Source organism: Mycobacterium sp. BK086, assembly GCA_004362315.1.
In the GTDB taxonomy this organism is placed as follows: Bacteria; Actinomycetota; Actinomycetes; order Mycobacteriales; family Mycobacteriaceae; genus Mycobacterium.
This window is the reverse complement of record SNWL01000008.1, coordinates 516052-538320: the sequence shown is the minus strand read 5'-3', so window position 1 is coordinate 538320 and position 22269 is coordinate 516052. Positions and strand designations below refer to the sequence as shown.

Annotated in this window: 27 protein-coding genes and 3 tRNA genes; 15 read left to right on the top strand and 15 right to left on the bottom strand. The window is 64.9% G+C overall.

The genetic code is table 11. The features are described from left to right. Nucleotides 1–40: 40 nt before the first annotated feature. Nucleotides 41–1036 (top strand): endonuclease/exonuclease/phosphatase family protein, encoded by a 996-nt coding sequence (locus EV580_RS29050; RefSeq protein WP_286171904.1) that lies wholly within the window; start codon nucleotides 41–43, stop codon nucleotides 1034–1036. Nucleotides 1037–1084: 48 nt separating this feature from the next. On the opposite strand, the gene rplA is transcribed toward EV580_RS29050, so the two are convergent. From rplA to EV580_RS29000, 10 genes are all read right to left on the bottom strand, one after another. Continuing rightward, nucleotides 1085–1795 (bottom strand): 50S ribosomal protein L1, encoded by a 711-nt coding sequence (rplA, locus tag EV580_RS29045; RefSeq protein ID WP_133695875.1) that lies wholly within the window; start codon nucleotides 1793–1795, stop codon nucleotides 1085–1087. A gap of 65 nt (nucleotides 1796–1860) precedes the next feature. After that, complete coding sequence (rplK, locus tag EV580_RS29040; protein ID WP_133695873.1) at nucleotides 1861–2289, bottom strand: 50S ribosomal protein L11; 429 nt, start codon at nucleotides 2287–2289, stop codon at nucleotides 1861–1863. A gap of 37 nt (nucleotides 2290–2326) precedes the next feature. Beyond that, complete coding sequence (gene nusG, locus EV580_RS29035; protein WP_133695872.1) at nucleotides 2327–3109, bottom strand: transcription termination/antitermination protein NusG; 783 nt, start codon at nucleotides 3107–3109, stop codon at nucleotides 2327–2329. Nucleotides 3110–3140: 31 nt separating this feature from the next. Then, nucleotides 3141–3575 carry a preprotein translocase subunit SecE gene (gene secE / locus EV580_RS29030; protein ID WP_133695870.1) on the bottom strand — a complete coding sequence of 145 codons (435 nt, stop codon included), beginning with the start codon at nucleotides 3573–3575 and terminating at the stop codon, nucleotides 3141–3143. Nucleotides 3576–3689: 114 nt separating this feature from the next. Then, nucleotides 3690–3762 (bottom strand) — tRNA-Trp (locus tag EV580_RS29025). A gap of 131 nt (nucleotides 3763–3893) precedes the next feature. After that, nucleotides 3894–4406, bottom strand: coding sequence for a (3R)-hydroxyacyl-ACP dehydratase subunit HadC (gene hadC / locus EV580_RS29020; RefSeq protein ID WP_133695868.1), 513 nt, complete (start codon nucleotides 4404–4406; stop codon nucleotides 3894–3896). Nucleotides 4407–4409: 3 nt separating this feature from the next. Continuing rightward, nucleotides 4410–4838 carry a (3R)-hydroxyacyl-ACP dehydratase subunit HadB gene (gene hadB / locus EV580_RS29015; protein WP_133695866.1) on the bottom strand — a complete coding sequence of 143 codons (429 nt, stop codon included), beginning with the start codon at nucleotides 4836–4838 and terminating at the stop codon, nucleotides 4410–4412. Nucleotides 4839–4929: 91 nt separating this feature from the next. Then, on the bottom strand, nucleotides 4930–5097 hold the full coding sequence (gene rpmG / locus EV580_RS29010; RefSeq protein ID WP_005143733.1) for a 50S ribosomal protein L33: 168 nt from the start codon (nucleotides 5095–5097) through the stop codon (nucleotides 4930–4932). A gap of 42 nt (nucleotides 5098–5139) precedes the next feature. Beyond that, a tRNA-Met gene (locus EV580_RS29005) sits at nucleotides 5140–5213 on the bottom strand. Between the two features lie 61 nt (nucleotides 5214–5274). Then, nucleotides 5275–5347: transfer RNA gene (locus tag EV580_RS29000), tRNA-Thr, on the bottom strand. A 270-nt stretch (nucleotides 5348–5617) separates the two neighbouring features. On the opposite strand from EV580_RS29000, the gene EV580_RS28995 reads away from it, so the two are divergent. Continuing rightward, nucleotides 5618–6094 (top strand): hypothetical protein, encoded by a 477-nt coding sequence (locus EV580_RS28995; protein WP_133695864.1) that lies wholly within the window; start codon nucleotides 5618–5620, stop codon nucleotides 6092–6094. 43 nt (nucleotides 6095–6137) lie between these two features. Beyond that, nucleotides 6138–6854: an MBL fold metallo-hydrolase gene (locus EV580_RS28990; RefSeq protein WP_133695863.1), complete on the top strand. Its 717-nt coding sequence runs from the start codon at nucleotides 6138–6140 to the stop codon at nucleotides 6852–6854. A gap of 4 nt (nucleotides 6855–6858) precedes the next feature. Here the strand turns inward: EV580_RS28990 and EV580_RS28985 are convergent, their stop codons facing one another. Further along, nucleotides 6859–7533, bottom strand: coding sequence for a class I SAM-dependent methyltransferase (locus tag EV580_RS28985; RefSeq protein ID WP_133695861.1), 675 nt, complete (start codon nucleotides 7531–7533; stop codon nucleotides 6859–6861). A gap of 127 nt (nucleotides 7534–7660) precedes the next feature. On the opposite strand from EV580_RS28985, the gene EV580_RS28980 reads away from it, so the two are divergent. Then, a complete protein-coding gene (locus EV580_RS28980) occupies nucleotides 7661–8362 on the top strand; it encodes a glycoside hydrolase family 25 domain-containing protein (protein WP_133695859.1) in 702 nt (233 codons plus the stop codon). A gap of 63 nt (nucleotides 8363–8425) precedes the next feature. Continuing rightward, a complete protein-coding gene (locus tag EV580_RS28975) occupies nucleotides 8426–9235 on the top strand; it encodes a DUF8453 domain-containing protein (protein WP_133695857.1) in 810 nt (269 codons plus the stop codon). 30 nt (nucleotides 9236–9265) lie between these two features. Here the strand turns inward: EV580_RS28975 and rfbB are convergent, their stop codons facing one another. Together rfbB and rfbA are read right to left on the bottom strand one after the other, a co-directional pair. After that, nucleotides 9266–10264 (bottom strand): dTDP-glucose 4,6-dehydratase, encoded by a 999-nt coding sequence (rfbB, locus tag EV580_RS28970; RefSeq protein WP_133695856.1) that lies wholly within the window; start codon nucleotides 10262–10264, stop codon nucleotides 9266–9268. Continuing rightward, on the bottom strand, nucleotides 10264–11133 hold the full coding sequence (gene rfbA / locus EV580_RS28965) for a glucose-1-phosphate thymidylyltransferase RfbA (RefSeq protein ID WP_133695854.1): 870 nt from the start codon (nucleotides 11131–11133) through the stop codon (nucleotides 10264–10266). Before rfbA ends, rfbB begins: the two co-directional genes overlap by 1 nt. A gap of 139 nt (nucleotides 11134–11272) precedes the next feature. Here rfbA and EV580_RS28960 point away from each other — a divergent pair, with 139 nt between their 5' ends. Beyond that, nucleotides 11273–11965 carry a crotonase/enoyl-CoA hydratase family protein gene (locus EV580_RS28960; RefSeq protein WP_133695852.1) on the top strand — a complete coding sequence of 231 codons (693 nt, stop codon included), beginning with the start codon at nucleotides 11273–11275 and terminating at the stop codon, nucleotides 11963–11965. Between the two features lie 3 nt (nucleotides 11966–11968). Next, nucleotides 11969–12559: a TetR/AcrR family transcriptional regulator gene (locus EV580_RS28955; protein WP_133695851.1), complete on the top strand. Its 591-nt coding sequence runs from the start codon at nucleotides 11969–11971 to the stop codon at nucleotides 12557–12559. Here the strand turns inward: EV580_RS28955 and EV580_RS28950 are convergent. After that, nucleotides 12556–12786, bottom strand: coding sequence for a deoxyribodipyrimidine photolyase (locus EV580_RS28950; RefSeq protein ID WP_133695849.1), 231 nt, complete (start codon nucleotides 12784–12786; stop codon nucleotides 12556–12558). The two genes, EV580_RS28955 and EV580_RS28950, sit on opposite strands and share 4 nt — an antisense overlap. A 63-nt stretch (nucleotides 12787–12849) precedes the next feature. Next, nucleotides 12850–13638 (bottom strand): alpha/beta hydrolase, encoded by a 789-nt coding sequence (locus EV580_RS28945; protein WP_133695847.1) that lies wholly within the window; start codon nucleotides 13636–13638, stop codon nucleotides 12850–12852. A 61-nt stretch (nucleotides 13639–13699) separates the two neighbouring features. Between EV580_RS28945 and EV580_RS28940 the strand changes: the two genes are divergently transcribed. The 8 genes from EV580_RS28940 to EV580_RS28905 all read left to right on the top strand — a co-directional run bounded on the left by EV580_RS28940 (nucleotide 13700) and on the right by EV580_RS28905 (nucleotide 22240). Next, on the top strand, nucleotides 13700–14488 hold the full coding sequence (locus EV580_RS28940) for a bestrophin-like domain (protein WP_133695845.1): 789 nt from the start codon (nucleotides 13700–13702) through the stop codon (nucleotides 14486–14488). Between the two features lie 36 nt (nucleotides 14489–14524). Next, on the top strand, nucleotides 14525–15265 hold the full coding sequence (locus tag EV580_RS28935; RefSeq protein ID WP_133695844.1) for a glucose 1-dehydrogenase: 741 nt from the start codon (nucleotides 14525–14527) through the stop codon (nucleotides 15263–15265). Between the two features lie 239 nt (nucleotides 15266–15504). Next, nucleotides 15505–16248, top strand: a complete 744-nt coding sequence (locus EV580_RS28930; protein WP_133695842.1) for a GntR family transcriptional regulator — start codon at nucleotides 15505–15507, stop codon at nucleotides 16246–16248. Next, on the top strand, nucleotides 16245–16472 hold the full coding sequence (locus EV580_RS28925) for a 4Fe-4S dicluster domain-containing protein (protein ID WP_133695840.1): 228 nt from the start codon (nucleotides 16245–16247) through the stop codon (nucleotides 16470–16472). Before EV580_RS28930 ends, EV580_RS28925 begins: the two co-directional genes overlap by 4 nt. Nucleotides 16473–16498: 26 nt before the next feature. Beyond that, nucleotides 16499–17923 carry an ABC transporter substrate-binding protein gene (locus tag EV580_RS28920; RefSeq protein WP_133695839.1) on the top strand — a complete coding sequence of 475 codons (1425 nt, stop codon included), beginning with the start codon at nucleotides 16499–16501 and terminating at the stop codon, nucleotides 17921–17923. Nucleotides 17924–17937: 14 nt separating this feature from the next. Continuing rightward, nucleotides 17938–18786, top strand: a complete 849-nt coding sequence (locus EV580_RS28915; protein ID WP_133696021.1) for an ABC transporter permease — start codon at nucleotides 17938–17940, stop codon at nucleotides 18784–18786. Then, on the top strand, nucleotides 18783–19541 hold the full coding sequence (locus EV580_RS28910; RefSeq protein WP_133695837.1) for an ABC transporter ATP-binding protein: 759 nt from the start codon (nucleotides 18783–18785) through the stop codon (nucleotides 19539–19541). The genes EV580_RS28915 and EV580_RS28910 overlap by 4 nt, the downstream gene beginning before the upstream one ends. After that, on the top strand, nucleotides 19541–22240 hold the full coding sequence (locus EV580_RS28905) for a fumarate reductase/succinate dehydrogenase flavoprotein subunit (protein WP_133695835.1): 2700 nt from the start codon (nucleotides 19541–19543) through the stop codon (nucleotides 22238–22240). Before EV580_RS28910 ends, EV580_RS28905 begins: the two co-directional genes overlap by 1 nt. Nucleotides 22241–22269 lie beyond the last annotated feature (29 nt).

Sequence of the window (22269 nt, the reverse complement as noted above, 5' to 3'; positions counted from 1 at the left end):
TGCCGGCAACGGACCGGCACTCCTGAAGGGTCATCGCCGCTTGTCACGCACGATCCGCGTCGCACTGTGGACGACCTTCGCCGTCGCGACACTGCTCCTCACCGCCCTGGCGCTGATCGCACGCACCCAGCCGATATCGACCATTCCCAGCCTGGTGCTCGCGGTTGGGTCACCGTACGTCTGGCTGGCCGCGTTCGCCGGCGTCATCGTGGCAGCATCGTGCCGCCGGTACCTGCTGTCGATGCTTGCCGTGGCGGTCGTGGCGGCCAGTCTCGCCGTCCAGATCTCGTGGTATTACCTCGGAAGACCAGCGGATGTTGGCGCCTACCAAGACATCCGGGTGCTCTCGTCGAATCTGCGACATGGGCAGGCGGACCCCACCTTCATCGTCAAGCTGGCTACAGGTGAGGCCGACGTCGTGACCGTCGCCGAGCTGACACCCGGGGCAGTCAACCGTCTCCAGAAAGCCGGCATCGACGCCGCATTCCCCTACTCGCATCTGCTGCCTGCCCCCGGCGCCGGCGGGATCGGCATATGGAGCCGCTATCCGCTCTCGGTGCTGTCGGCACCACGGCACCGCGGCGTGAGCATGCCGGCCGCGCAGCTGGAGATCCCCGGTCTGCGATTCGAGCCGCTGCTGGCCAGCGTCCACGTCTACTCACCCATCGCGGGCGACACGAACACGGTCGCCGAGTGGCGGGGCGGAATGGCCGGCGCGAAGGTGCAATTGGACAATTTCGCTCGCACAGCTGGGCCCGGAGCGGTGATCATCGGCGGCGATTACAACAGCACCCCGGATATGCGCCAGTTCCGGGATCTTCTGACCAACGGTTACCGCGATGCCGTCGAACAGAGCGGGTCCGGGTTCGCGCCGACGTTTCCCGCCAACCGGAAGTTCCCGCCGGTCATCACCATCGACCACGTGCTGACCCGGAATGCCGCCGCCTCATCGGTGCGGACCATCGAGGTTCCGGGCTCGGATCACCGCGCGGTGCTCACCACGGTTCAGGTGCCCCTGGACCCGACCGCGTCCTGAAACGACAAGTGGCCACCTACCTCAGTAGGTGGCCACTCGCGTCGAGACTTAAGCCTCTTCGGTGAAGTTCCGGATGACGGCCGGGTCGACCGGGATGCCCGGGCCCGTGGTCGTCGACACGGTGATCTTCTTGAGGTAGCGGCCCTTCGAGGACGACGGCTTGGCACGGAGCACCTCGTCCAGCGCGGCACCGTAGTTCTCGGCCAGCTTCTTCTCGTCGAAGGATGCCTTGCCGATCACGAAGTGCAGGTTGGCCTGCTTGTCGACGCGGAAGTTGATCTTGCCGCCCTTGATGTCGCTGACGGCCTTGGCCACATCCGGAGTGACGGTGCCGGTCTTGGGGTTCGGCATCAGACCGCGCGGGCCCAGCACGCGGGCGATGCGACCCACCTTGGCCATCTGGTCGGGCGTGGCGATCGCGGCGTCGAAGTCGAGCATGCCGCCCTGGATCTGCTCGATCAGGTCGTCGCTGCCAACGATGTCCGCACCGGCTTCCTTGGCCTGCTCGGCCTTCTCGCCGACCGCGAAGACGGCGACACGTGCGGTCTTACCCGTGCCGTTGGGCAGGTTGACCGTGCCGCGGACCATCTGGTCGGCCTTGCGCGGGTCGACGCCGAGCCGGATCGCCACCTCGACGGTCGCGTCCTGCTTCTTCGACGACGTCTCCTTGGCCAGCTTCGCAGCTTCCAGCGGCGAGTACAGCTTGGTCTTGTCGACCTTCTCCGCGGCTTCGCGGTAGGCCTTGCTCGTCTTGCTCATTTCGTTCTCCTAGTTGATGAGGTCGTGGTTCTCGGGCCGATGCCAGCCCTCCCACGCGTTCCGTCTTATTCGACTGTGATGCCCATCGACCGGGCGGTGCCGGCGATGATCTTGGCAGCCTGATCGATGTCGTTGGCGTTGAGATCTTCCTTCTTGGTCTCGGCGATCTCGCGCACCTGATCCCACGTCACCTTGGCGACCTTGGTCTTGTGCGGTTCGGCCGAACCCTTCTGGATACCGGCAGCCTTGAGCAGCAGCCGTGCAGCCGGCGGGGTCTTCAGCGCGAAGGTGAAGCTGCGATCCTCGTAGACGCTGATCTCCACGGGGATGACGTTGCCGCGCTGGTTCTCCGTCGCGGCGTTGTACGCCTTGCAGAACTCCATGATGTTGACGCCGTGCTGGCCGAGCGCAGGGCCGACCGGCGGGGCGGGGTTGGCCTGCCCGGCCTGGATCTGCAGCTTGATCAGCCCGACGACCTTTTTCTTCGGGGCCATTGGGGGTTGTTTCCTTTCTAGTGATCGCGGACAGCGATCAGATCTTGGCGACCTGGGTGAAGGTCAGTTCGACGGGTGTCTCGCGGCCGAAGATGGACACCAGCACCTTGAGCTTCTGCTGCTCGGCGTTGACCTCGCTGATCGAGGCCGGCAGCGTCGCGAACGGGCCGTCCATGACGGTGACCGACTCGCCCACCTCGAAGTCCACCAGGATCTCCGGGCGTTCCAGCGTGGCCTCCGAGGACGCGGCAGCCGCGGTCGAGGCCGCCTTGCCGGGCTTCTTGGCCGCGCCCTGCGGCAGCAGGAACTTCACGACGTCGTTCAGCGACAATGACGTCGGTCGCGAGGTCGCGCCGACGAATCCGGTCACGCCGGGGGTGTTGCGTACAGCGGCCCACGAGTCGTCGGTCAGGTCCATCCGAACCAGGATGTAGCCCGGCAGCACCTTGCGATTGACCTGCTTGCGCTGGCCGTTCTTGATCTCGGTGACCTCTTCAGTGGGCACCTCGACCTGGAAGATGTAGTCGCCGACGTCGAGGTTCTGCACGCGGGTCTCGAGGTTGGCCTTCACCTTGTTCTCGTAACCGGCGTACGAGTGGATGACGTACCAGTCGCCCGGCTTGCTGCGCAGCTCAGCCTTGAGCGCGTCGGCCGGATCGAGGTCCTCCTCGACGGCCTCTGCGGCGGCTTCCGTCGCGTCAGCGTCAGGCGCCGCCTCGATCTCAGGTGTGGTCTCGTCGATGTCGACACTCGCCGTCGCGGCGTCGTCGATGACATCGATGCCCTCACCCGTGGGCGTATCGCCTTCGGGGGTTGTCACTAGTCAGTCCTCTCTAAAACGTCAGCGTTCGCTAGCCGAACACCCACAGCACAAGCTTGGCCAGGCCCAGGTCGACCCCACCGATCAGGGCCACCATGAAGGCCAGGAACAGCAGGACCACGGTGGTGTAGCTGACCATCTGCTTGCGATTCGGCCAGATCACCTTGCGCAGTTCGGCTACGACCTGCTTGAGGTAATTCCAGACGAACAGGATCGGGTTGCGCGACGCTCCGGACTTCGCCTTTTTCTTGGCCTTGGCCTTCTTGGCGGGCTTGTCCTTGTCGACACCGAGTTCCTCGGCGGTCGATTCGGCTTCCTCCGGCTCGGCCAGCGCGGTGGCACCGGCTGCCCGGGACCGCTTACCAGTGGGACGCGCGGGGCGGGACACGGCGACGGCCTGGCCGCCGGTGTCCTCGTTGCCGTCGCCATTGCCTGCGGCGTCAGCACTCTCGCGCTCGTCGCTCACCGCATGCTCCTTTGTGTCGAGTGTCTAGGCCAAGTACCCCAGTCCGGTGTACCCCAGCCCGGTGTGCACTCTCCAGTGTCCACCATGTTCTGGTCCAGTCTTATTCAGTTATTGCAGGGGCGACAGGACTTGAACCTGCAACCTGCGGTTTTGGAGACCGCTGCTCTGCCAGTTGAGCTACGCCCCTCTGCAAAGGGAGCCCCACATGATTCGCGCGCTCCCCGTTCGGTCAACCCGAACCGACGGACAGCGCGCTTATCTGGGAAAACCCCGAGGTCCGAGTGTACAACGGCACATCGGGCAGGTGTTAATCCGCCGTTAGTCGTGAGTGACCGGCTTGCGGAGCACCTGCCCGGTCTCCGGATCCCAGCCGGCGGAAATCGAATTGTCGCCCTCGTGGCCCATCAGCGTGGTGAAGGATTCCATGATCACCTCGCCGTGCTGGTCGACCAGGACGTTGCGGGTGGTGACGATGTCGGCGCCGAAGCGCTCCTCGACGGATTCGATGTACATGGTGCCGCGCACCGAGTCACCCTCGACGATCGGTCGGTTGAACCGGAATTTCTGGTCCACCTGGACGATTTGCAACGTCTCCAAACCGATGTCGACATGCTGGAAGAAGTGGTTCTGGATCATCACCGCCAGGATCGACATGAACGTCGGCGACGCCACCAGGCCGGAATGCCCGAGTTCGGCGGCGGCCTTTTCGTCCATCGAGGCCGGGTCGGTCGATTTCACCGACTTCGCGTACTGGCGGATCTGCTCACGGCCCACCACAAAAGTGTCGGGGTATTCCCAGACCATCCCGCGGATATCAGTCTTGAGAGCCATCGGTTACGCCAGCTTTGCTGTCGCGACGGCGCGGCCGAAGATCTTCTTCCCGCCGGTGGTGGCGATCAGAGCGATCGTCACGGACTTGGTCTCGGGATCGGCCGATTTCACCTTGCCGGTGAACAGAATCTCGGCGCCGACCCCGTCATTGGGCACCGGCACGATCGCGGTGAAGCGCACGTTGAATTCGGTCACCGCGCCGGGGTCGCCGACCCAGGACGACACATAGCCGCCACCGAGACCCATCGTCAGCATGCCGTGAGCGATCGCGGTGTCCAGGCCGACCTGCTTGGCGATCTCGTCGTCCCAGTGGATGGGGTTGAGGTCGCCGGATACGCCGGCGTAGTTGACCAGATCGGCTCGGGTCAGAGTGATCACCCGTTCGGGCAGTTCCTCGCCCACCTTGACCGAACTGAACTCACGCAATGCCATCGTTGAAGCCACTCTTTCCGTCTTACTCACGCCGCCGGGCAAGCGGCGCGTGGGTCTCCTGTGCTACCGGCCGCCGGATGCGGCCGATAAATCAGCGCGACTCTTTGTGCGGCTGGTGCTGACCGCAGTTCGGGCAGAACTTCTTCAGTTCCAGCCGATCGGGGTCGTTGCGACGGTTCTTCTTGGTGATGTAGTTGCGGTGCTTGCACACCTCGCAGGCCAAAGTGATCTTCGGCCGTACGTCAGTACTGGAGGCCACGTCCGTTGCCTTCTTTCACGTTCTCGTTGCATCTACTACTAGTAGCGGTGGGGAGGCTCGATCTCCCGACCTCACGATTATGAGTCGTGCGCTCTAACCAGCTGAGCTACACCGCCCCGATAGGCACTTGCGGAACTCCGCGCCCAGAGGTCAGCCGAGATATCCGAGTGTCCACCGAGCCCCCTAACGGAATCGAACCGTTGACCTTTTCCTTACCATGGAAACGCTCTACCGACTGAGCTAAGGGGGCCTGACCCTCGACGCAAACTGACGCGCGGCGTGGGCCTTAAAGAGGGTACAGCCTGCTGCTCGGCTCAGCCAAACCGCACGTCGGAGCGACGGTCACGGGTGAACTCGACACCGTCGCTCACAGCTGATCACCCGAAATACCAGCCGAGTTCATCGCGCGTAAGTCCGTGTACGAGAACGCCCGACACCAGTCGTGGCTACTGTTGGGCCCAAGTGCGTTTGTGTAAAGTGCGAAACTTCGTTGCACGACGTCGAAGGGGTGGGGAGCAGCATGAAATTGGCACGGTTAGTAACAGCTTCGGTACTGGCGGCAAACGTCGCGGCCGTCGGGCTGGCCGGTCAGGCTGCGGCCACCGATGACATCACGATGAATGCGGTCGGCGTCTACGACCTTCTGTTCAAGAACCAGACAAAGGCGTCCGCCTTCTGGGTTGTCAGCCCGTGCGAGAACGACGCCGACCAGTGCATCCAGGTCAAGGAATTCGCGGCGTCAGACCTTGCCCAAAAGAAGCCGCACTGGACCAAGAACGCCTACTGGGGGGTCGGCTCGTGGGTGATGGAACCCATCGATTCCCAGCGGAGCTGCAAGGACAGCTCGAAATACGGCGTCACCTATAGCTATTCATGGGACGCGGCGACCAATACCGGCTATCGCTCCTATTTCGAGCCCGGAGTGTGCGACGACAATCAGTCTCGCAATGTCGCTGCCCCGTTCTCGCTGATCAGAGTGGGACCCCCGTCCGCCTAGGCCGAGCCTGGCCCGCCGGGTAGCACGCCTTACTGTTAGTCCCATGGCATCGACCGACCGTCTGTATTTTCGCCAATTGCTTTCCGGCCGGGATTTCGCCGCCGGCGACATGATGGCGCAGCAGATGCGCAACTTCGCCTACCTCATCGGCGACCGGGAGACCGGTGACGCGGTCGTCGTCGACCCGGCTTACGCGGCGGGCGACCTGGTCGACACCCTCGAGGCCGACGGCATGCACCTGTCCGGCGTGCTGGTGACCCACCACCACCCCGACCACGTCGGTGGCTCGATGATGGGCTACACGCTCGCTGGTCTGGCCGAGTTGCTTGAGCGGGTCGAGGTGCCCGTGCACGTGAACACCCACGAAGCGCTCTACGTGTCTCGGGTGACCGGCATCCCGATGAGCAGCCTCAGCACCCACGAGCACGGCGACAAGGTCGACGTCGGCGCCATCGAGATCGAGCTGCTCCACACCCCCGGCCACACGCCGGGCAGCCAGTGCTTCCTGCTCGACGGGCGCCTGGTCGCGGGCGACACGTTGTTCCTCGACGGCTGTGGTCGCACCGACTTCCCCGGCGGCGATGTCGACGAGATGTTCCGCAGCCTGCAGCAGCTGGCCGCGCTCTCCAACGACCCAACGGTGTTCCCCGGGCACTGGTACTCCATCGAACCCAGCGCCGCGCTCTCAGAGGTCAAGCGCTCCAACTACGTCTACAAGGTGTCGACCCTGGACCAGTGGCGCTCACTCATGGGCGCCTGAGGCGCTATCGCTTTCGTCCCCAGATCACAGTTTCAAACCCGTACAGCGCCCACGTCCCGCGCATCACCTGCTTGCGCATCCGACTCACCGGCTCGTTCAACGCGCCGATCACCACACGCGATGGTGGCCGGTAGCGTTCGGCGGCGAAATCGATGGTGACCCCCTCGGCGCGGAGCAGCCGCAACACATTCTGGAAGTCGGGAGGGCGTACGTGCGTCGTGTCGTCGAAGAAGTTCAGCGTGCCCTGCCGCGACGGCATGGACAGCGATGCGGCTGAGGGGAACGCGAGGTAGAGCCGCCCACCCGGACGCAGCGCTTGGGCCATCGCTTTGACGACGTTGTCGGGATCGTCGCAGTGCTCGAGGTTGTGGGCGCTGACGACGGCGTCGAATTGTTCCGCGCGTTGTTGGATGGCGTTCAGAAACTGGCTGACCGGAACGACGACGTAATCATCGGCGTACTCGGCCGGCTCGTGTTCCTGGTAGTAGTCACCCACGTCGAGACCGACGTACCGAATATCAGGGCGAATCGATTTGAAGAGGTACGGCGAATCATTGCCACAGCCGACATCGAAGACATCAGCATGTTCGCCGAGTTCGGTCAAGAACCTACGTCGGCCGTGGTCACGCGAATCCAGGTGTACCGCTACGGATTTCGCCCAGCTGGTAACTGTAGACATTCCTACGCCCCCGTAAGATGAGTCGCGTCGGAGCTTATTACATTTCAAGCCCGATATGGAGTCATCCGAAAGAATCCTGACAAGTGTTTGCGTTCGCCAATAAAATTGACATCCAAGGAAACTCACGATGCCCGACACTCTGTACGCCGACGTCTCCGAATGGCAGGTCGGCGTCAACGACACCTACCCGCATCCGGTGTTGTGCATTCGCTCGAACGACGGTACCTACCGCGACCGGCAATGGGTCAACAACTACAGCTGGTGCCTGGGCAACGTCGACACCGGTCGGCTGACGTTCTTCATCGTCTACTTCGTGTGGCGACCCAACTGGGAAGAAACCGTCGAAACGTTCAAATCCCAAGTGCGAGTGCCACATCCGCGCATGGCGGTGATGATCGACGTCGAGTCGTGGGGCGGACAGATCACCGGTGACCAGTCTGCGGGCATCAACGCCGCTTACGCCGCCCTGGGCGCATACCTCGGCTCATCGGCCAAAGTGATCGGGTACGGCAACGTCGGGGATCTCGATCGCCTCTGGCCCACCAAACCGGAGGACATCCGCCTGGTCGTCGCGTCCTACGGCTCGAACCCGCCCTATCCCGGCAAGGTCGCCCACCAGTACACCGACGGGCAGGGTTACGGCGGCGGCTTACCCGAGGGCGCTCCCCCGTTCGGCCGTTGCGATATGAATTCCGCCGACGGCCTTACCGCACAGCAGTTCGCCCAGGCCTGCGGGATTCCCGCCGTCCTTCCGGTCACGCTCGCCGCGCGGCGACGCCGGGCGCTCCTGGTGGCCAGCCCGTTGGCCGCACAACGCCGGTTACACTGAGCCACAGTAACTTTCGCCATCGTCAATACTGCAGTGGTCAGTTTGCCGTGATATAAGCATTGGGTGGAAAACGCGAGTGATCTCGCGGATCTGTGGGGAGATGTAACCGGAGTCGGGGCCGGCACGTGGCTGGCGGTAGCCGCCTGGGCAGCAGTGCTGCTGGGGCTGGCGGCGCTGCTGTACACGCATCGGCAGATCCGTCGACAGCAGAGTACGAACGCAAAGCAGACGCGACCGCACGTCGCTATGGTCATGGAGCCGCACGCCGCGGACTGGCATGTCATCGAATTGGCCGTCCGCAATTTCGGCAGCACGGCCGCCTACGACATCGGATTCACCTTCGACAAACCGCCCACCGTGGCTCGCTACGAGCACACCGACGACGGTTTCACCGATATCGTGGAACTGACTCTCCCACAAAGCATTCCCGAGCTCGCACCCACTCAGGAGTGGCGCACGATCTGGGATTCGGCACTGGATCGCAGCCAGTTCGGCTCGTCGATCGGGTCACGCTTCGAAGGGGTGGTCTCCTACTACGACCGCCCCGAGCCCGTCGGAAGGTGGGCCAGGACCTTCGGACGCAAGCGCACGGTGTACCGCACCAAGGTCGTACTCGACTGGGACGCACTGCAGCCGGCACGCCGCATCGACATGATGACCGGCCACGATCTGGCCAAGCGCGAGCGCGAGAAGCTCGAACTACTGCGCACCACCCTCGACTACTTCCACTACGCCACCAAAGAGGCCCGCGTCGACGTGCTGCGCTCCGAGATCGACCGGATGAAGCGGGCCGCCGAGGAGACGCAGAGCCGCTGGCGGCGGGAGCGGTTCGAACACCCCACCGAGGTCGTTCGGCTGCCGCGGCACGGCTGAAGCGCCGCGGAACGAACGCGACCTTCCTGGTTACTGGCCGAGTCGGGTGTAGAACGCTTCTGTCGCGCCCTTCGCGGGTGCCCACCAGTCCTCGTGGGTGCGGTACCACTCGATGGTCGCGGCCAGGCCATGCTCGAAATCTGGATACCCCGGCCGCCACCCGAGCTCGTCCCGGAGTTTGGTGGCGTCGATCGCGTAGCGCAAATCGTGGCCGGCGCGGTCGGGGACATGGTCGATTGCATCGACGTTCTGGCCCATGAGCGTCAGGATGAGTTCGACGACGGTCTTGTTGTCTTTCTCCCCGTCGGCACCGATCAGATAGGTCTCGCCGATGCGGCCCTTCTCGAAGATCAACAGCACCGCCGACGAGTGGTCGTCGGCGTGGATCCAGTCCCGTACGTTGAGCCCATCGCCGTACAACTTGGGACGAATTCCCGTCAAAACGTTGGTGATCTGGCGCGGAATGAACTTTTCGACGTGCTGGTAGGGGCCGTAGTTGTTGGAGCAGTTCGAGATCGTCGCCTGCACACCATAGGAGCGCATCCAGGCACGCACCAGCATGTCGCTACCGGCCTTGGTCGACGAATACGGCGACGACGGGTTGTAGGGACTGGCTTCGGTGAACCGTCCCGGGTCGTCCAACGCCAGATCGCCGTACACCTCGTCGGTCGAGATGTGGTGGTAGCGCACGCCGTACTTCCGGACCGCCTCCAGCAACGTGAACGTACCGATCAAGTTGGTGTGCAGGAATGGTTCAGGACCCTCTAGGGAATTGTCGTTGTGTGTTTCGGCGGCGTAATGCACAACGCCGTCGGCAGCAGCGACCAACTTGTCGACAAGCTCGACGTCGGCGATGTCCCCGTGAACGAAGGTCACCCGGTCCTCGGGCAGACCTGCCAGCGATGCCCGGTTGCCCGCGTAGGTGAGTTTGTCCAGCACGGTGATGTGATGGTCGGTGTGCTCGACCGCGTAGTGCACGAAGTTGGATCCGATGAAGCCAGCGCCTCCGGTGACCAGCAGCTCAGCCACTAGGCGCCCCTTTCCAGTAGTTCGAGCAGGTACGTTCCGTAGCCCGACTTCACCAGTTTCTCCGCACGCTCACGGACCTCGTCCTCGCTGAGAAAGCCCTGCCGCCAAGCGATTTCCTCGGGCACACCAATCTTGAGGCCCGTGCGGCGTTCCATCGTGCGCACGAAGTCGGCCGCATCGGTCATCTGGTCGAACGTCCCGGTATCCAACCACGCCGTGCCGCGCGGCAACACCTGCACCCGCAACCGCCCCTGCTCCAGATAGGCACGGTTGACGTCGGTGATCTCGTACTCGCCACGATCACTCGGCAAAAGCCCCCGAGCGATCTCCACGACATCGTTGTCGTAGAAATACAACCCGGGAACCGCGAAGTTGCTTCGAGGTCGCTTGGGCTTCTCTTCCAGCGACACCACCACGCCGCTTGGGTCGAATTCCACGACACCATAGGCCGACGGCTCGGCCACCCAGTACGCGAAGATCACCCCACCATCGACCGTGGTGAAACTCTTCAGCTGCGTGCCCAGCCCCGGCCCGTAGAGCAGATTGTCACCCAGAATCAGCGCGACCTTCTCACCACCGATGAAATCGGAACCGATGGTGAACGCCTGCGCCAGCCCGTCCGGCGAGGGCTGCTGGGCGAACGTGATCGACACCCCGAACCGCGATCCATCACCCAACAGACGCTCGAAACTCTCCGCATCATGCGGAGTCGTGATCACCAAGATGTCGCGAATCCCCGCCAGCATCAACGTCGACAACGGGTAATACACCATCGGCTTGTCATAGACCGGGATCAACTGCTTGGAAACACCGAGCGTGATCGGATGCAGACGCGTACCCGAGCCGCCCGCCAGGATGATCCCCCTCACAGTGCGATCGTAATGTTCACGAACCAATCGGGCTCGCGCAACCGCACGACGGCACCTCGCCGAGATTGCCCCTTGGCAATCGGAACTTCGTTACGTAACGTCGGTACGAAATAGACGACGCTGCAACGAAGGAGCCTCCATGAGTGTCAGCTACCGCAAGGACGATGCGATCGCCGTCCTCACGATGGACGACGGCAAGGTCAACGTGCTGAGCCCGGCCATGCTCGCCGAGATCAACGACAACCTGGACCGCGCCCTGGCCGAGGACGCGGGCGCGGTGGTGATCGCGGGCAGCGAGCGCGTGTTCAGCGGCGGCTTCGACCTCAAGGTGTTCCGCTCCGGTGACATCCAGGCCTCCATCGCGATGCTGCAGGACGGGTTCAACCTGTCCCACCGGCTGCTGTCGTTCCCCAAGCCAGTCGTCGCGGCGATCACTGGCCACGCAATCGCCATGGGATCGTTCCTGGCCTGTAGCACCGATCATCGAATCTCCGGACCCACGTACAACTTTCAGGCCAACGAAGTGGCGATCGGGATGGTGCTGCCCTACCCCGCCCTCGAGGTCATGCGGCTTCGACTCACCCCGTCGGCCTATCAGCAGGCGGTCGGGCTGGCCCACACCTTCTTCGGCGAGACCGCACTGGCCGGCGGCTGGGTCGACGAGATCGTGCTGAACGACCAGGTTCTCGCCCGTGCCGAAGAAGCCGCCCGCCAGTTCACCGGCTTGAATGCCGGTGCGCATGTGGCGAGCAAGATGCGTGCCCGCCAGGCAGCGCTCGACGCGATGCGGGAAGGCATCGACAACATCGCCTCCGAGTTCGGGCTGTCTTAGTCCGTGCCCAGGGTCAAGCAGCGCACTCCCGAGCTGCGCGACCGCGTGGTCGACGTGGCGGTGAGCACGCTGTGCGAAGACGGCATGTCGGGGTTCACCACCCGGCGGGTGGCCGAGCGAGCCGGCACCTCGGTACCCGCGGTCTACGAGCTGTTCTCCGACAAGGACGGGCTCCTACGAGCGGTGTTTTTCGAGGGGTTCCGTCGGCTGGGCACTGAGCTCACCGGCATTGCCGAAACCGCCGACGCGCTGGCCGATCTCCGCGCGGTGATCCCGGTGTTCCGCCGCTTCTGCCTGGACTACCCGCCGCTGGCGCGGGTCATGTTCAGCAGGCCGTTTCAGGATCTGGACCCCGATCCCGGGCAGCTCGCTGCGGCGCCGACGGTGCGGGAGATCCTCGTCGGCAAGGTACAGCGGTGCATCGACGCCGGCATACTGGCCGGCGACCCGGTGGACATCGCGCATGTATTACTCGCTCTTGCACAGGGTTTGGCGGTCCAGGAAGCCGGCCGGTGGCTCGGCACGTCGTCGGAATCCGTCAATCGCCGCTGGGATATCGGCGTACAGGCAGTCCTGGCGGGGTTTCGGGCCTAGGACTTTTTGCTCGGTATCACGATGACGACGATGAGCGTCAGGATGGAAAAGAACAGCCCGAGAATGCCCCAGCCGAACGGATTTCGGCCTTTCATGCCGGCGATGACCGCGCAGATGACGGCCGCGATGATGCTGCCGATCGCCACGAAGATGCCCTTGATGCCGCGCAGAATGAACCCGGCTGCCTCGATGTTCTCGCTGGCCGCCAGCACGACGGTGTGCCACATACCTGCCTCCTAGGTCGGGGTGCGCGTCTGGTTTCCCGCTCGGAGTGCAAACTAACCGCTGCGTCAGCGCAGACTTGCTGCCAACCACCTGTGAATGTGGTCGGCGACGCTCTCCCAACCGTTCTCGAGCATCATGTTGTGGCCCATGCCGGGAAACATCACCGGCTCGGTGCGGTACGCGCGCGCGGTCGCGGCTACCTCCCGCGGGGTGAAGAACCCGTCCAGCTCCGCGCCGAGCACCAGAACCTCGGTGGTGACCTGCTTGGGCCGGGCGAGATGGCGGTACAACAGATCTCGGTAGAGCACGCGGGCGCTCTCCGGGCCCAACCGCGATGTGCAGGCGGCCACGATCTCGTCGGGCGTGGCCGAATGATAGAAGGTTGCCCGTGAAACACCCGGTGCGGCAAAGAATTCCAGCGGCTTGCTGAACGACCGGGTGCGCATCGAGTTGCGCCAGTGCCGGCAGGCCACTCGCACTGTCGCTGGAGCAATACCAGTCGGGGGTGCCGAGGCCACCAGAACCGCCGCGGGGGCATCATGCACAGCCAGATACTTCTGCACCACGAAACCACCCATCGAGTGCCCGATGACCACCGGCGGCACCGGCAGGCGATCGGCGACCGTACTGACGTCCTGCACGTAGTCGAAGACGCTGCACTCGTTGATGGGTGCCGGCAAGGGGCTGGCGCCGTGGCCGCGCAGATTCAGCGCGAGCGCGTGATAGCCGCGCTCGGCGAAGTAGTCGAGAAAGTGGTCGTCCCAGCACCATGCCCCGTGGAAGGCGCCGTGGACGAACAGCAGCGGCGTGGCGTGGGTGGCCGTGGCAGCACCCTTGTCGATCACCTCGAGCACAGCCGCACCTTATCGGTGGCGTCGCTGTTTGGCGGGCGAACGCCGCGGTAATAAGTCCTTGGTGATCTGGCTCCTGCAGCTGCCCGCGCCGCTCGTGGGGTTCGTCGTCGTCATCATCACCGTGGGGCTGGCCGTGACGGGGCTCGTGGTGACGCGGCGGGTGCTTCCCCAGGCGAGGTTGGCGGGCGGCAACGAAGTGGCCGGTCATGTCTTCAACCTCGCGGGCGTGCTGTACGCGGTGCTGGTGGCCTTCGTCGTCGTGGTGGTGTGGGAACAGCTCAACTCGGCCGAGGATGGCACCGAGGCGGAAGCCGCCGCGATCTCTGAGCTCCTGCGCGATTCCGCCGGCCTGCCCGAGGCCAGCCGTACGGCGTTCCAGCAGAGCCTGATCGCGTACACCAATGACGTTGTGGACGACGAGTTTCCGAGGATGCGGCAGGGTGACATCATCGAACAGCAATCAGATCATCTGACGGAAGTGTGGCAGGATTTCCTCCAGATTCAACCGGCCTCCCAGCGTGAGATCTCCTTTTACCAGGAGTCCATCACCCGGCTGGACGAACTGGGCCACGCCCGTAAGACTCGCATCTCCGGCAGCCAGTCGGAGATCCCTAGTGAGCTGTGGGTGCTGCTGCTCGGCGGCGGCGCGGTGATGCTGATGTTCACCTACATGTTCCCGTCCTCCGACGTCGTCGTCCACGGGGCGTTGATTGCACTGGCGGGCTCGCTGCTGGCCTTTGTGCTCTACCTGACGTTCGCCATGGAGCATCCGTTCGTCGGGTCGATCGCGGTATCGCCGGAGGCCTACCAGAACGTGCTGGATACCTGGTCCCAGCTAGCGGCCAAGTAAAACTGCGCGGGCCTCGTGCCCGGTACCGTCCCGCTCATGGGACGCGTCGAGGGCAAGGTCGCCCTGATCACCGGGGCCGCGCGCGGGATGGGCGCCGAACACGCCCGACTGCTCGTCAGGGAAGGCGCCAGGGTGGTCCTCGGTGACGTGCTCGACGAGGAGGGCGCCGCCGTCGCCGCCGAACTCGGCGCCGCCGCCCGCTTCGTCCACCTCGACGTGTCGAATCCTGACGACTGGGCCGCGGCGGTGGCGCTCGCCCTGCGCGAGTTCGGCTTACTCAACGTTCTGGTGAACAACGCAGGCATCGTGTACCGGCGCACGCTGAAGAACCTCGAACGCGAACGCTGGCAACGGGTTATCGACGTCAACCTCACCGGCACCATGCTCGGCATCAAGTCGGTGATCGGGCCGATGACCGACGCGGGCGGCGGCTCGATCATCAATATGTCGTCGATCCAGGCCATGCGCGGCACCCCGGGCAACCACGGGTACGTCGCCTCGAAGTGGGCCATCCGGGGGCTTACCAAATCTGCCGCACTTGAGTTGGCGCCCAGCAACATTCGGGTCAACTCGCTGCATCCGGGGATGATCCGCACCCCGATGACCGCGCACATGCCCGACGATCTGGTGGCCGCCCCGATGGGTCGCCTCGGCGAGCCACATGAGGTGTCGACGTTCGTGTTGTTCCTCGCCAGTGACGAGTCGTCCTTCGCCACCGGGTCGGAATTCGTGATGGACGGCGGCTTGATCACCGACGTGCCACACCGTCTGCCCTGAATAATCCCCGGGTCGCTGCGCTCCTGCCCGCCGAACTTTCGGCTCAGCACGATCAGAACTGCGTCCATTGACGCAGCGGTGGCGCAATGCCCACCAGATCGCCTGTATCGGCAGGTCCGGCGCGCTTGCGACCGGCGCATTGCGAGTGGCCGTACATGGCGTGGCACTCGCCGGGCCAGTGGCACCATGCAGCGGCTTTACCGTGTTTGACGAGACATATCGTCAGGCAGGAGGGTGCGATGGGCGACGCCGAACCGGTGCCGATCCGCCGGGCACGGGCCGATCAGGCTCGGCTCGTCGCCGACGTCTTGCGCCATCAAATCCATGTCGGCGGCTATCCGCAAGGCCTACCTACCGAAGCCGAGCTGTCAGTGGAATTCGGGGTGTCACGCAACACCGTCCGTGAGGCTCTGGCGACATTGAAGGACGAGGGCCTCATCGACCGCGGGCCCAAAGTGGGCACCCAGGTTGCCATCCGCAAGTACGACCACGGCCTGGATGCGCTTGTCGGGCTGAAGGAGACGTTCAAGAGCTATGGCGAGGTCCGCAACGAGGTGCGCGCGGCGATGTCGGTGGCAGCACCTCCCGCGGTCGCGCGCCGTCTCGGACTGCAACCCGGCGAGCAGGTGCTGTTCATCGAACGGCTGCGGTTCCTGGGCGATCTGCCGTTGAGTCTGGACAAGACCTACCTCGCGCCCGACGTCGGAGCCGACATCATCAGGCATCCGTTGGAGACCAACGACATCTTCGCCCTGCTCGAAGAGGTCACCGGGCAGCGGCTGGGCTCGGCGAGTCTTGCCGTGGAAGCGGTTCCCGCCGATGCACACTCGGCAGCCATCCTTCAGGTGCCCGAAGGTGCCGCGGTGTTGCTGCTGGAGCGGTTGACCCACCTCGACGACGGACGGCCCGTCGACCTCGAATACATCCGCATGCGGGGCGATCGAATTACCCTGCGCGGCAACCTTGTCAGGGAGATGTCATGACACTGATCAACCAGCGGGCCGACGTTCCGGTCACCATCGACGAGTCGCTGTGTATCGAGGGATGCACACTCTGCGTGGACATCTGCCCCCTCGACTCGCTCGCCATCAACCCGGCGAACGGCAAGGCATTCATGCATGTCGACGAGTGTTGGTACTGCGGCCCCTGCGCAGCCCGTTGTCCCACCGGTGCCGTCACCGTGAACATGCCCTATCTCATCCGCTGAACAGCCCAACTTCGGAAAAGACATTCATGAAAATCCGCTTTGCGGCCGTGCTGGCCGCTGCCCTCGTCACGGCCACCGCCGGCTGCTCGCTGGACGCCAAGCCTCAGGCGGCCGGTGAGGTCAACGTCGTCATCGGCTACCAGTCCAAGACCATCAACACCGTCACCGCGGGCGCTCTGCTGCGCGCCAAGGGCTTCCTCGAGCAGCGCCTCGCTGACATCACCAAGCGCACCAACGTGAAATACACGGTGCAGTGGCAGGACTACGACACCGGAGCGCCGATCACCGCACAGATGCTCGCCGAGAAGATCGACATCGGCTCGATGGGCGACTATCCGCTGCTGATCAACGGCTCCAAGACCCAGGCCAACGAGCGTGCCAAGACCGAGGTGGTCTCGATCACCGGCTACAACGCCAAGGGTGCTCTCAACATGGTTGTGGTGCCGCCGAATTCGCCTGACCGTTCGCTGGACGATCTTCGTGGTCAGAAGGTGTCGGCGTCGGTCGGGTCGGCCGGCCACGGCACGCTGGTGCGGGCGCTGACCAAGGCGGGCATCGACCCGAAGACCGGGGTGGAGGTGCTCAACCAGCAACCCCAGGTCGGAGCATCCGCGCTGGAATCCGGTCAGGTGCAGGCGTTCGCGCAGTTCGTCGCCTGGCCGGGACTGCTGGCGTTCCAGAACAAGGGTCGACTGCTGTTCGACGGCGCCGAACTGAACGTGCCGACGTTCCACGGCGTGGTGGTCCGCCGCGATTACGCCGGCCAACATCCCGAGGTCCTCGACGCATTCTTGCAGGCCCAGCTTGACGCCACCGATTTCTTGCACGAAAAGCCCTTGGAGGCAGCCAAACTCGTCGCCGATGGCAGTGGACTTCCGCAGGAAGTGGTGTACCTCTACAACGGCCCCGGCGGCGCGGTGTCGTTCGACACCACGATCAAGCCGTCTCTGGTCGACGCCTTCAAGAGTGACATTCCGTACCTGAAGTCGATCGGCGACTTCGCCGATCTGAACATCGACCAGTTCGTCAACGCCGACCCCTTACGCAAGGTCTTCGCGGCACGCAATCTCGACTACGACAAGGCCGTGACCGTCACCACCAACCCGATCCAGGTCAGCGGTCAGGACCCGATCTGCAATGTCGCCGTGACCGACCCCGCGCTGGCGGGCGAGCTGTGGATCGACGGGCAAACCGCCACCCAGCCCGCGGCCAATCCGGGCTGCCTGCTACGCGCTCTGCGCGAGGCGAATGCCAAGGGCCAGAAAGTGATCGCGGCCTACGTTCCCGACACCGAGCTGGGCACCCGATGGTTCGCCGATCGTTCGGTCTGGGTGCAGTCCGGCAACTCCTACCTGCCGTTCGACACCGATGCCGGCGCTCAGCGCTATACCGCCGCGCACCCCGGTACCACGGTGGTGGACTATCAGGCCGCGCTGGCCGGTGCGGTGTGACCGCCGAACCCGCGATGCTCACGGGCCCGATCGCCGTCGGCGCCGACACCATTGCGGCACCGGTGAAGTCCGGCACGCGGCGTCGGCCCTGGGGCGCGTGGGTGGTGCGAATCGCGTCGGTGGCCGCGGCCATCGCGCTCTGGCAGCTGTTGACCGCCAACCACATCCGGATCTGGTTGCGCTTCGACACGCTGCCGACGGTCACCGAGATCGTCAGCGTGTTCACCAAACGGGTTGCCGTACCGGAATACTGGCTGGATCTCGGCCAATCGCTGATCCGGATCCTGACGGGTTTCGCGCTCGCGGCGGCGGTCGGCGTGGTCACCGGCATCCTGCTGGGCCGGTCGAACGCGTTCGCCAACGTCTTCGGGCCGTTGACCGAACTCGCTCGCCCGATCCCGGCGATCGCGATCGTCCCGGTGGCGATCCTGCTGTTCCCCAGTGACGAAGCGGGAATCGTGTTCATCACGTTCCTGGCCGCGTTCTTCCCGATCATGGTGAGCACGCGGCACGCGGTGCGCGCCCTGCCGACGATCTGGGAGGAGTCGGTCCGCACACTGGGCGGTAGCCGGTGGGACGTTCTGGTGCGGGTCGTGCTGCCGGGCATCCTGCCCGGGGTCTTCGGCGGCCTGTCGGTCGGGATCGGCGTGGCGTGGATCTGCGTGATCTCGGCCGAGATGATCTCGGGCCGCCTCGGTGTCGGTTACCGGACCTGGCAGGCCTATACCGTGTTGGCCTATCCCGAGGTCTTCGTCGGCATCATCACGATCGGCATCCTCGGCTTCGCCACGTCCGCTGCGATCGAGATCCTGGGACGCCGCGTCACGCGCTGGTTGCCGCGCGGCGAGGAGAAGGCGCGATGACGCTGGCTGCCCCAGTTGCGGGGATGACGTTGCAGCTCACCAACCTTGTGCTGAGTTACGGCGGCTCACCGGTCATCAACCACCTCGACCTGCAGGTGCGACCCGGCGAGATCCTGGTTCTGACCGGGCCGTCGGGCTGTGGCAAGTCCACCGTGCTGCGGGCGCTGGCCGGACTCCTCCGCCCCGACGCGGGCGAGGTGCTCGCCGACGGTGAGCCGGTACGCACCACGTCGCGCGAGCGGGCATTGGTGTTCCAGGACAACGCGTTGCTGCCCTGGCGCACCGTGCAGTCCAATGTCGAACTCGCGCTCAAGCTGGCTGGGGTGCCTCGGGCCGGGCGGCGCGAGGAGGCTCTGCGCTGGATCGCCGATGTCGGTCTGACCGGTTTCGAGGGTTACCTGCCCAAGAGCCTGTCCGGTGGGATGCGCCAGCGAGTGCAGTTGGCGCGTGGCCTGGCCGGCGCACCGCGGGCGGTGATGATGGACGAACCGTTCGGTGCGCTGGACACTCAGACCCGGGCCAGCATGCAGCGGCTCCTGATCGACACCTGGCGCGCGCACCCCACCACCATCGTTTTCGTCACCCACGACGTCGACGAGGCGCTGCTCATCGGCGACCGCATCGCCGTGCTCGGACGCGCCGGCCAACCGCTACGCGCCCTCATCGACGTCCCCGCCCCGCGCGATGCCCTCGCCGATCGCAGTGCACTGCGATCGGAAGTCATTGCCGCACTGGATACTCCGGAGCTTTCCTGATGCAGATTCCCGACCTTTCCGACACCACCCGCCTGGACTGTGACGTACTGGTCATCGGCGGTGGCACCGCAGGCACGATGGCCGCGCTCACCGCCGCCGAGAACGGCGCCCAGGTGCTGCTGCTGGAGAAGGCGCACGTCCGCCACTCCGGTGCGCTGGCGATGGGGATGGACGGCGTCAACAACGCCGTCATCCCCGGCAAGGCCGAACCCGAGGACTACGTCGCCGAGATCACCCGCGCCAACGACGGAATCGTCAACCAGCGCACCATCTATCAGACCGCGACCCGCGGCTTTGCCATGGTGCAGCGGCTCGAGCGGTACGGCGTCAAGTTCGAAAAGGACGAGCACGGCGAGTACGCGGTACGGCGGGTGCACCGGTCCGGCTCCTACGTGCTACCGATGCCGGAGGGCAAGGACGTCAAGAAGGCGCTCTATCGGGTGCTGCGGCAGAAGTCCATGCGCGAGAAGATCCAGATCGAGAACCGGTTGATGCCCGTGCGGGTGCTCACCGCCGACGGCCGCGCGGTGGGTGCCGCGGCACTGAATTCCCGCACCGGCGAGTTCGTCACCGTCGCCGCCAAGGCCGTGATCCTGGCGACCGGTGCCTGCGGTCGGCTGGGCCTGCCCGCTTCGGGTTATCTGTATGGCACGTACGAGAATCCGACGAACGCCGGTGACGGTTATGCGATGGCGTATCACGCCGGGGCCGAGCTGTCCGGTATCGAGTGCTTCCAGATCAACCCGCTGATCAAGGACTACAACGGACCCGCGTGCGCGTATGTCGCCAACCCGTTCGGCGGCTATCAGGTCAACGCCAACGGCGACCGCTTCGTCGACTCCGACTATTGGTCGGGTCAGATGATGGCCGAGGTCAAGCGGGAGATCGAATCCGCGCGGGGGCCGATCTATCTCAAGGTCAGCCACCTGCCGGACGAGACGCTGACCGCGCTGGAGAACATCCTGCACACCACCGAACGGCCGACCCGCGGCACGTTCCACGCCAACCGCGGGCACGACTACCGCACGCACGATATCGAGATGCACATCTCGGAAATCGGTTTGTGCAGTGGCCATTCCGCATCAGGAGTGTGGGTCGACGAGCATGCCCGCACCACCGTTCCGGGCCTGTACGCGGCCGGGGATCTGGCGTGTGTTCCGCACAACTACATGATCGGCGCCTTCGTCTACGGCGACTTGGCCGGCGAGCACGCCGCCGGCACCCTGGCCGATCTCGAAGCGCCACAAGATCTTCCCGCTGACCAGATCCGCGCGGCGCATGAACTGGCGTACCGGCCCCTCCAGCATCCCGACGGACCGCCCCAGCCGCAGGTGGAGTACAAGTTGCGGCGTTTCGTCAACGACTATGTGGCCCCGCCGAAGACCGCGACGAAGCTGGCGATCGCCGTCGACACGTTCGAGCGGATGCAGGACGAGATCGAGCAGATCGGTGCCCGCACACCGCACGAGTTGATGCGCGCAGTGGAGGTGTCGTTCATTCGCGACTGCGCGGAGATGGCCGCCAGGTCGTCGTTGACCCGCACCGAATCCCGCTGGGGGCTGTATCACGATCGCTCCGACGTGCCCGATCGTGACGACGTCAACTGGCGCTATCACCTGAACCTGCGCAAGAGCACCGACGGCCGCATGGAGTTCTTCAAACGGCCGGTCGCCGAGTACTTCGTCCCCGTACCCGGTCTCGACGATCTACCCACCGGCGGAACAGAATCCATCCCCGTGGCACAGCCGACCATCGTCCGCGATCGGCAGCAGACGTCGACTCCTCGGAGCACAGTGACCCAGCCGCCCACACAACCGCCGTCACCGCGCATCGCCGCCGTGCTGGCGCTGGAATCCCCCGCGCTGGAAGATCTCGCCGAGTTCCTGGCCGACTCCGACTCGGGGGTGCGCCGCACCGCGGTCGTCGCGCTCACCGAGCATCTCTGCGACGGCTATGCGGATGCGTTGTACGCCGCGCTGACCGATACCGACAGCGGCGTACGACGCGCCGCCGCCGAAGGGGTGCGTGAGCTCGTCGAGGTGTTGCCGAATCCCGCTGCGGGGCAACCACTGCTGACCTCAACAGACCCACTCGTCCGCAGCGCCGCGTTGTATCTGCTGAGCTTCCGTCGAGTCGGTGATGCCCGTAGCTTCCGGACTGCCCTGACCGACACCGACCACCGGGTACGCATCGAGGCAGTCCGCGCGCTGGTGTCGGTGGACGATTCCGACGGGGTGGCGTCGGCCGCAGGCGACGAGAATCGGGAGGTCCGGATCGCCGTCGCCAACGGGCTGGGCACTCTTGCCAGCGGACCTGCCGCCGTGCGTGCGCTCGTCGGCGACCGCGATCCCCTGGTCCGCGCCGCGGCCCTGGCGGCACTGGGCGAAATCGGCGGCGAGGACGCCGATCTGGCGCTGATCGAACGCGCGCTGGGCGACTCAGCCTGGCAGATCCGCGTCGGTGCGGTGCGTGCGTTGTCCGGCTCAGGCGAGCGAGCGGTGGACTTCCTGTCCCGAGCGCTCATCGACCCGCACCTCGACGTGCGCAAAGCCGCCGTCCTCGGTTTGACCCAGTGGGCGTCGCGACCGGCCGCCCACGATGCTCTGTTGGGGGCGTTGGACGACACCGATGCCGACGTGCGGGCCTACGCCCGACAAGCACTGGCACGCTCCCCGGAGTTCGCCCACATCTCGGACTAGCCTGCGGCACAAACACATCGGCGGGGACC

Excerpts from the sequence above, each read along its gene's own strand:
- rplA (WP_133695875.1), bottom strand. The coding sequence starts at position 1,795 with ATGAGCAAGACGAGCAAGGCCTACCGCGAAGCCGCGGAGAAGGTCGAC.
- rplK (WP_133695873.1), bottom strand. The coding sequence starts at position 2,289 with ATGGCCCCGAAGAAAAAGGTCGTCGGGCTGATCAAGCTGCAGATCCAG.
- hadC (WP_133695868.1), bottom strand. The coding sequence starts at position 4,406 with ATGGCTCTCAAGACTGATATCCGCGGGATGGTCTGGGAATACCCCGAC.
- hadB (WP_133695866.1), bottom strand. The coding sequence starts at position 4,838 with ATGGCATTGCGTGAGTTCAGTTCGGTCAAGGTGGGCGAGGAACTGCCC.
- EV580_RS28995 (WP_133695864.1), top strand. The coding sequence starts at position 5,618 with ATGAAATTGGCACGGTTAGTAACAGCTTCGGTACTGGCGGCAAACGTC.
- EV580_RS28990 (WP_133695863.1), top strand. The coding sequence starts at position 6,138 with ATGGCATCGACCGACCGTCTGTATTTTCGCCAATTGCTTTCCGGCCGG.
- EV580_RS28985 (WP_133695861.1), bottom strand. The coding sequence starts at position 7,533 with ATGTCTACAGTTACCAGCTGGGCGAAATCCGTAGCGGTACACCTGGAT.
- EV580_RS28980 (WP_133695859.1), top strand. The coding sequence starts at position 7,661 with ATGCCCGACACTCTGTACGCCGACGTCTCCGAATGGCAGGTCGGCGTC.
- EV580_RS28960 (WP_133695852.1), top strand. The coding sequence starts at position 11,273 with ATGAGTGTCAGCTACCGCAAGGACGATGCGATCGCCGTCCTCACGATG.
- EV580_RS28950 (WP_133695849.1), bottom strand. The coding sequence starts at position 12,786 with ATGTGGCACACCGTCGTGCTGGCGGCCAGCGAGAACATCGAGGCAGCC.
- EV580_RS28935 (WP_133695844.1), top strand. The coding sequence starts at position 14,525 with ATGGGACGCGTCGAGGGCAAGGTCGCCCTGATCACCGGGGCCGCGCGC.
- EV580_RS28930 (WP_133695842.1), top strand. The coding sequence starts at position 15,505 with ATGGGCGACGCCGAACCGGTGCCGATCCGCCGGGCACGGGCCGATCAG.
- EV580_RS28925 (WP_133695840.1), top strand. The coding sequence starts at position 16,245 with ATGACACTGATCAACCAGCGGGCCGACGTTCCGGTCACCATCGACGAG.
- EV580_RS28920 (WP_133695839.1), top strand. The coding sequence starts at position 16,499 with ATGAAAATCCGCTTTGCGGCCGTGCTGGCCGCTGCCCTCGTCACGGCC.
- EV580_RS28915 (WP_133696021.1), top strand. The coding sequence starts at position 17,938 with ATGCTCACGGGCCCGATCGCCGTCGGCGCCGACACCATTGCGGCACCG.
- EV580_RS28910 (WP_133695837.1), top strand. The coding sequence starts at position 18,783 with ATGACGCTGGCTGCCCCAGTTGCGGGGATGACGTTGCAGCTCACCAAC.
- EV580_RS28905 (WP_133695835.1), top strand. The coding sequence starts at position 19,541 with ATGCAGATTCCCGACCTTTCCGACACCACCCGCCTGGACTGTGACGTA.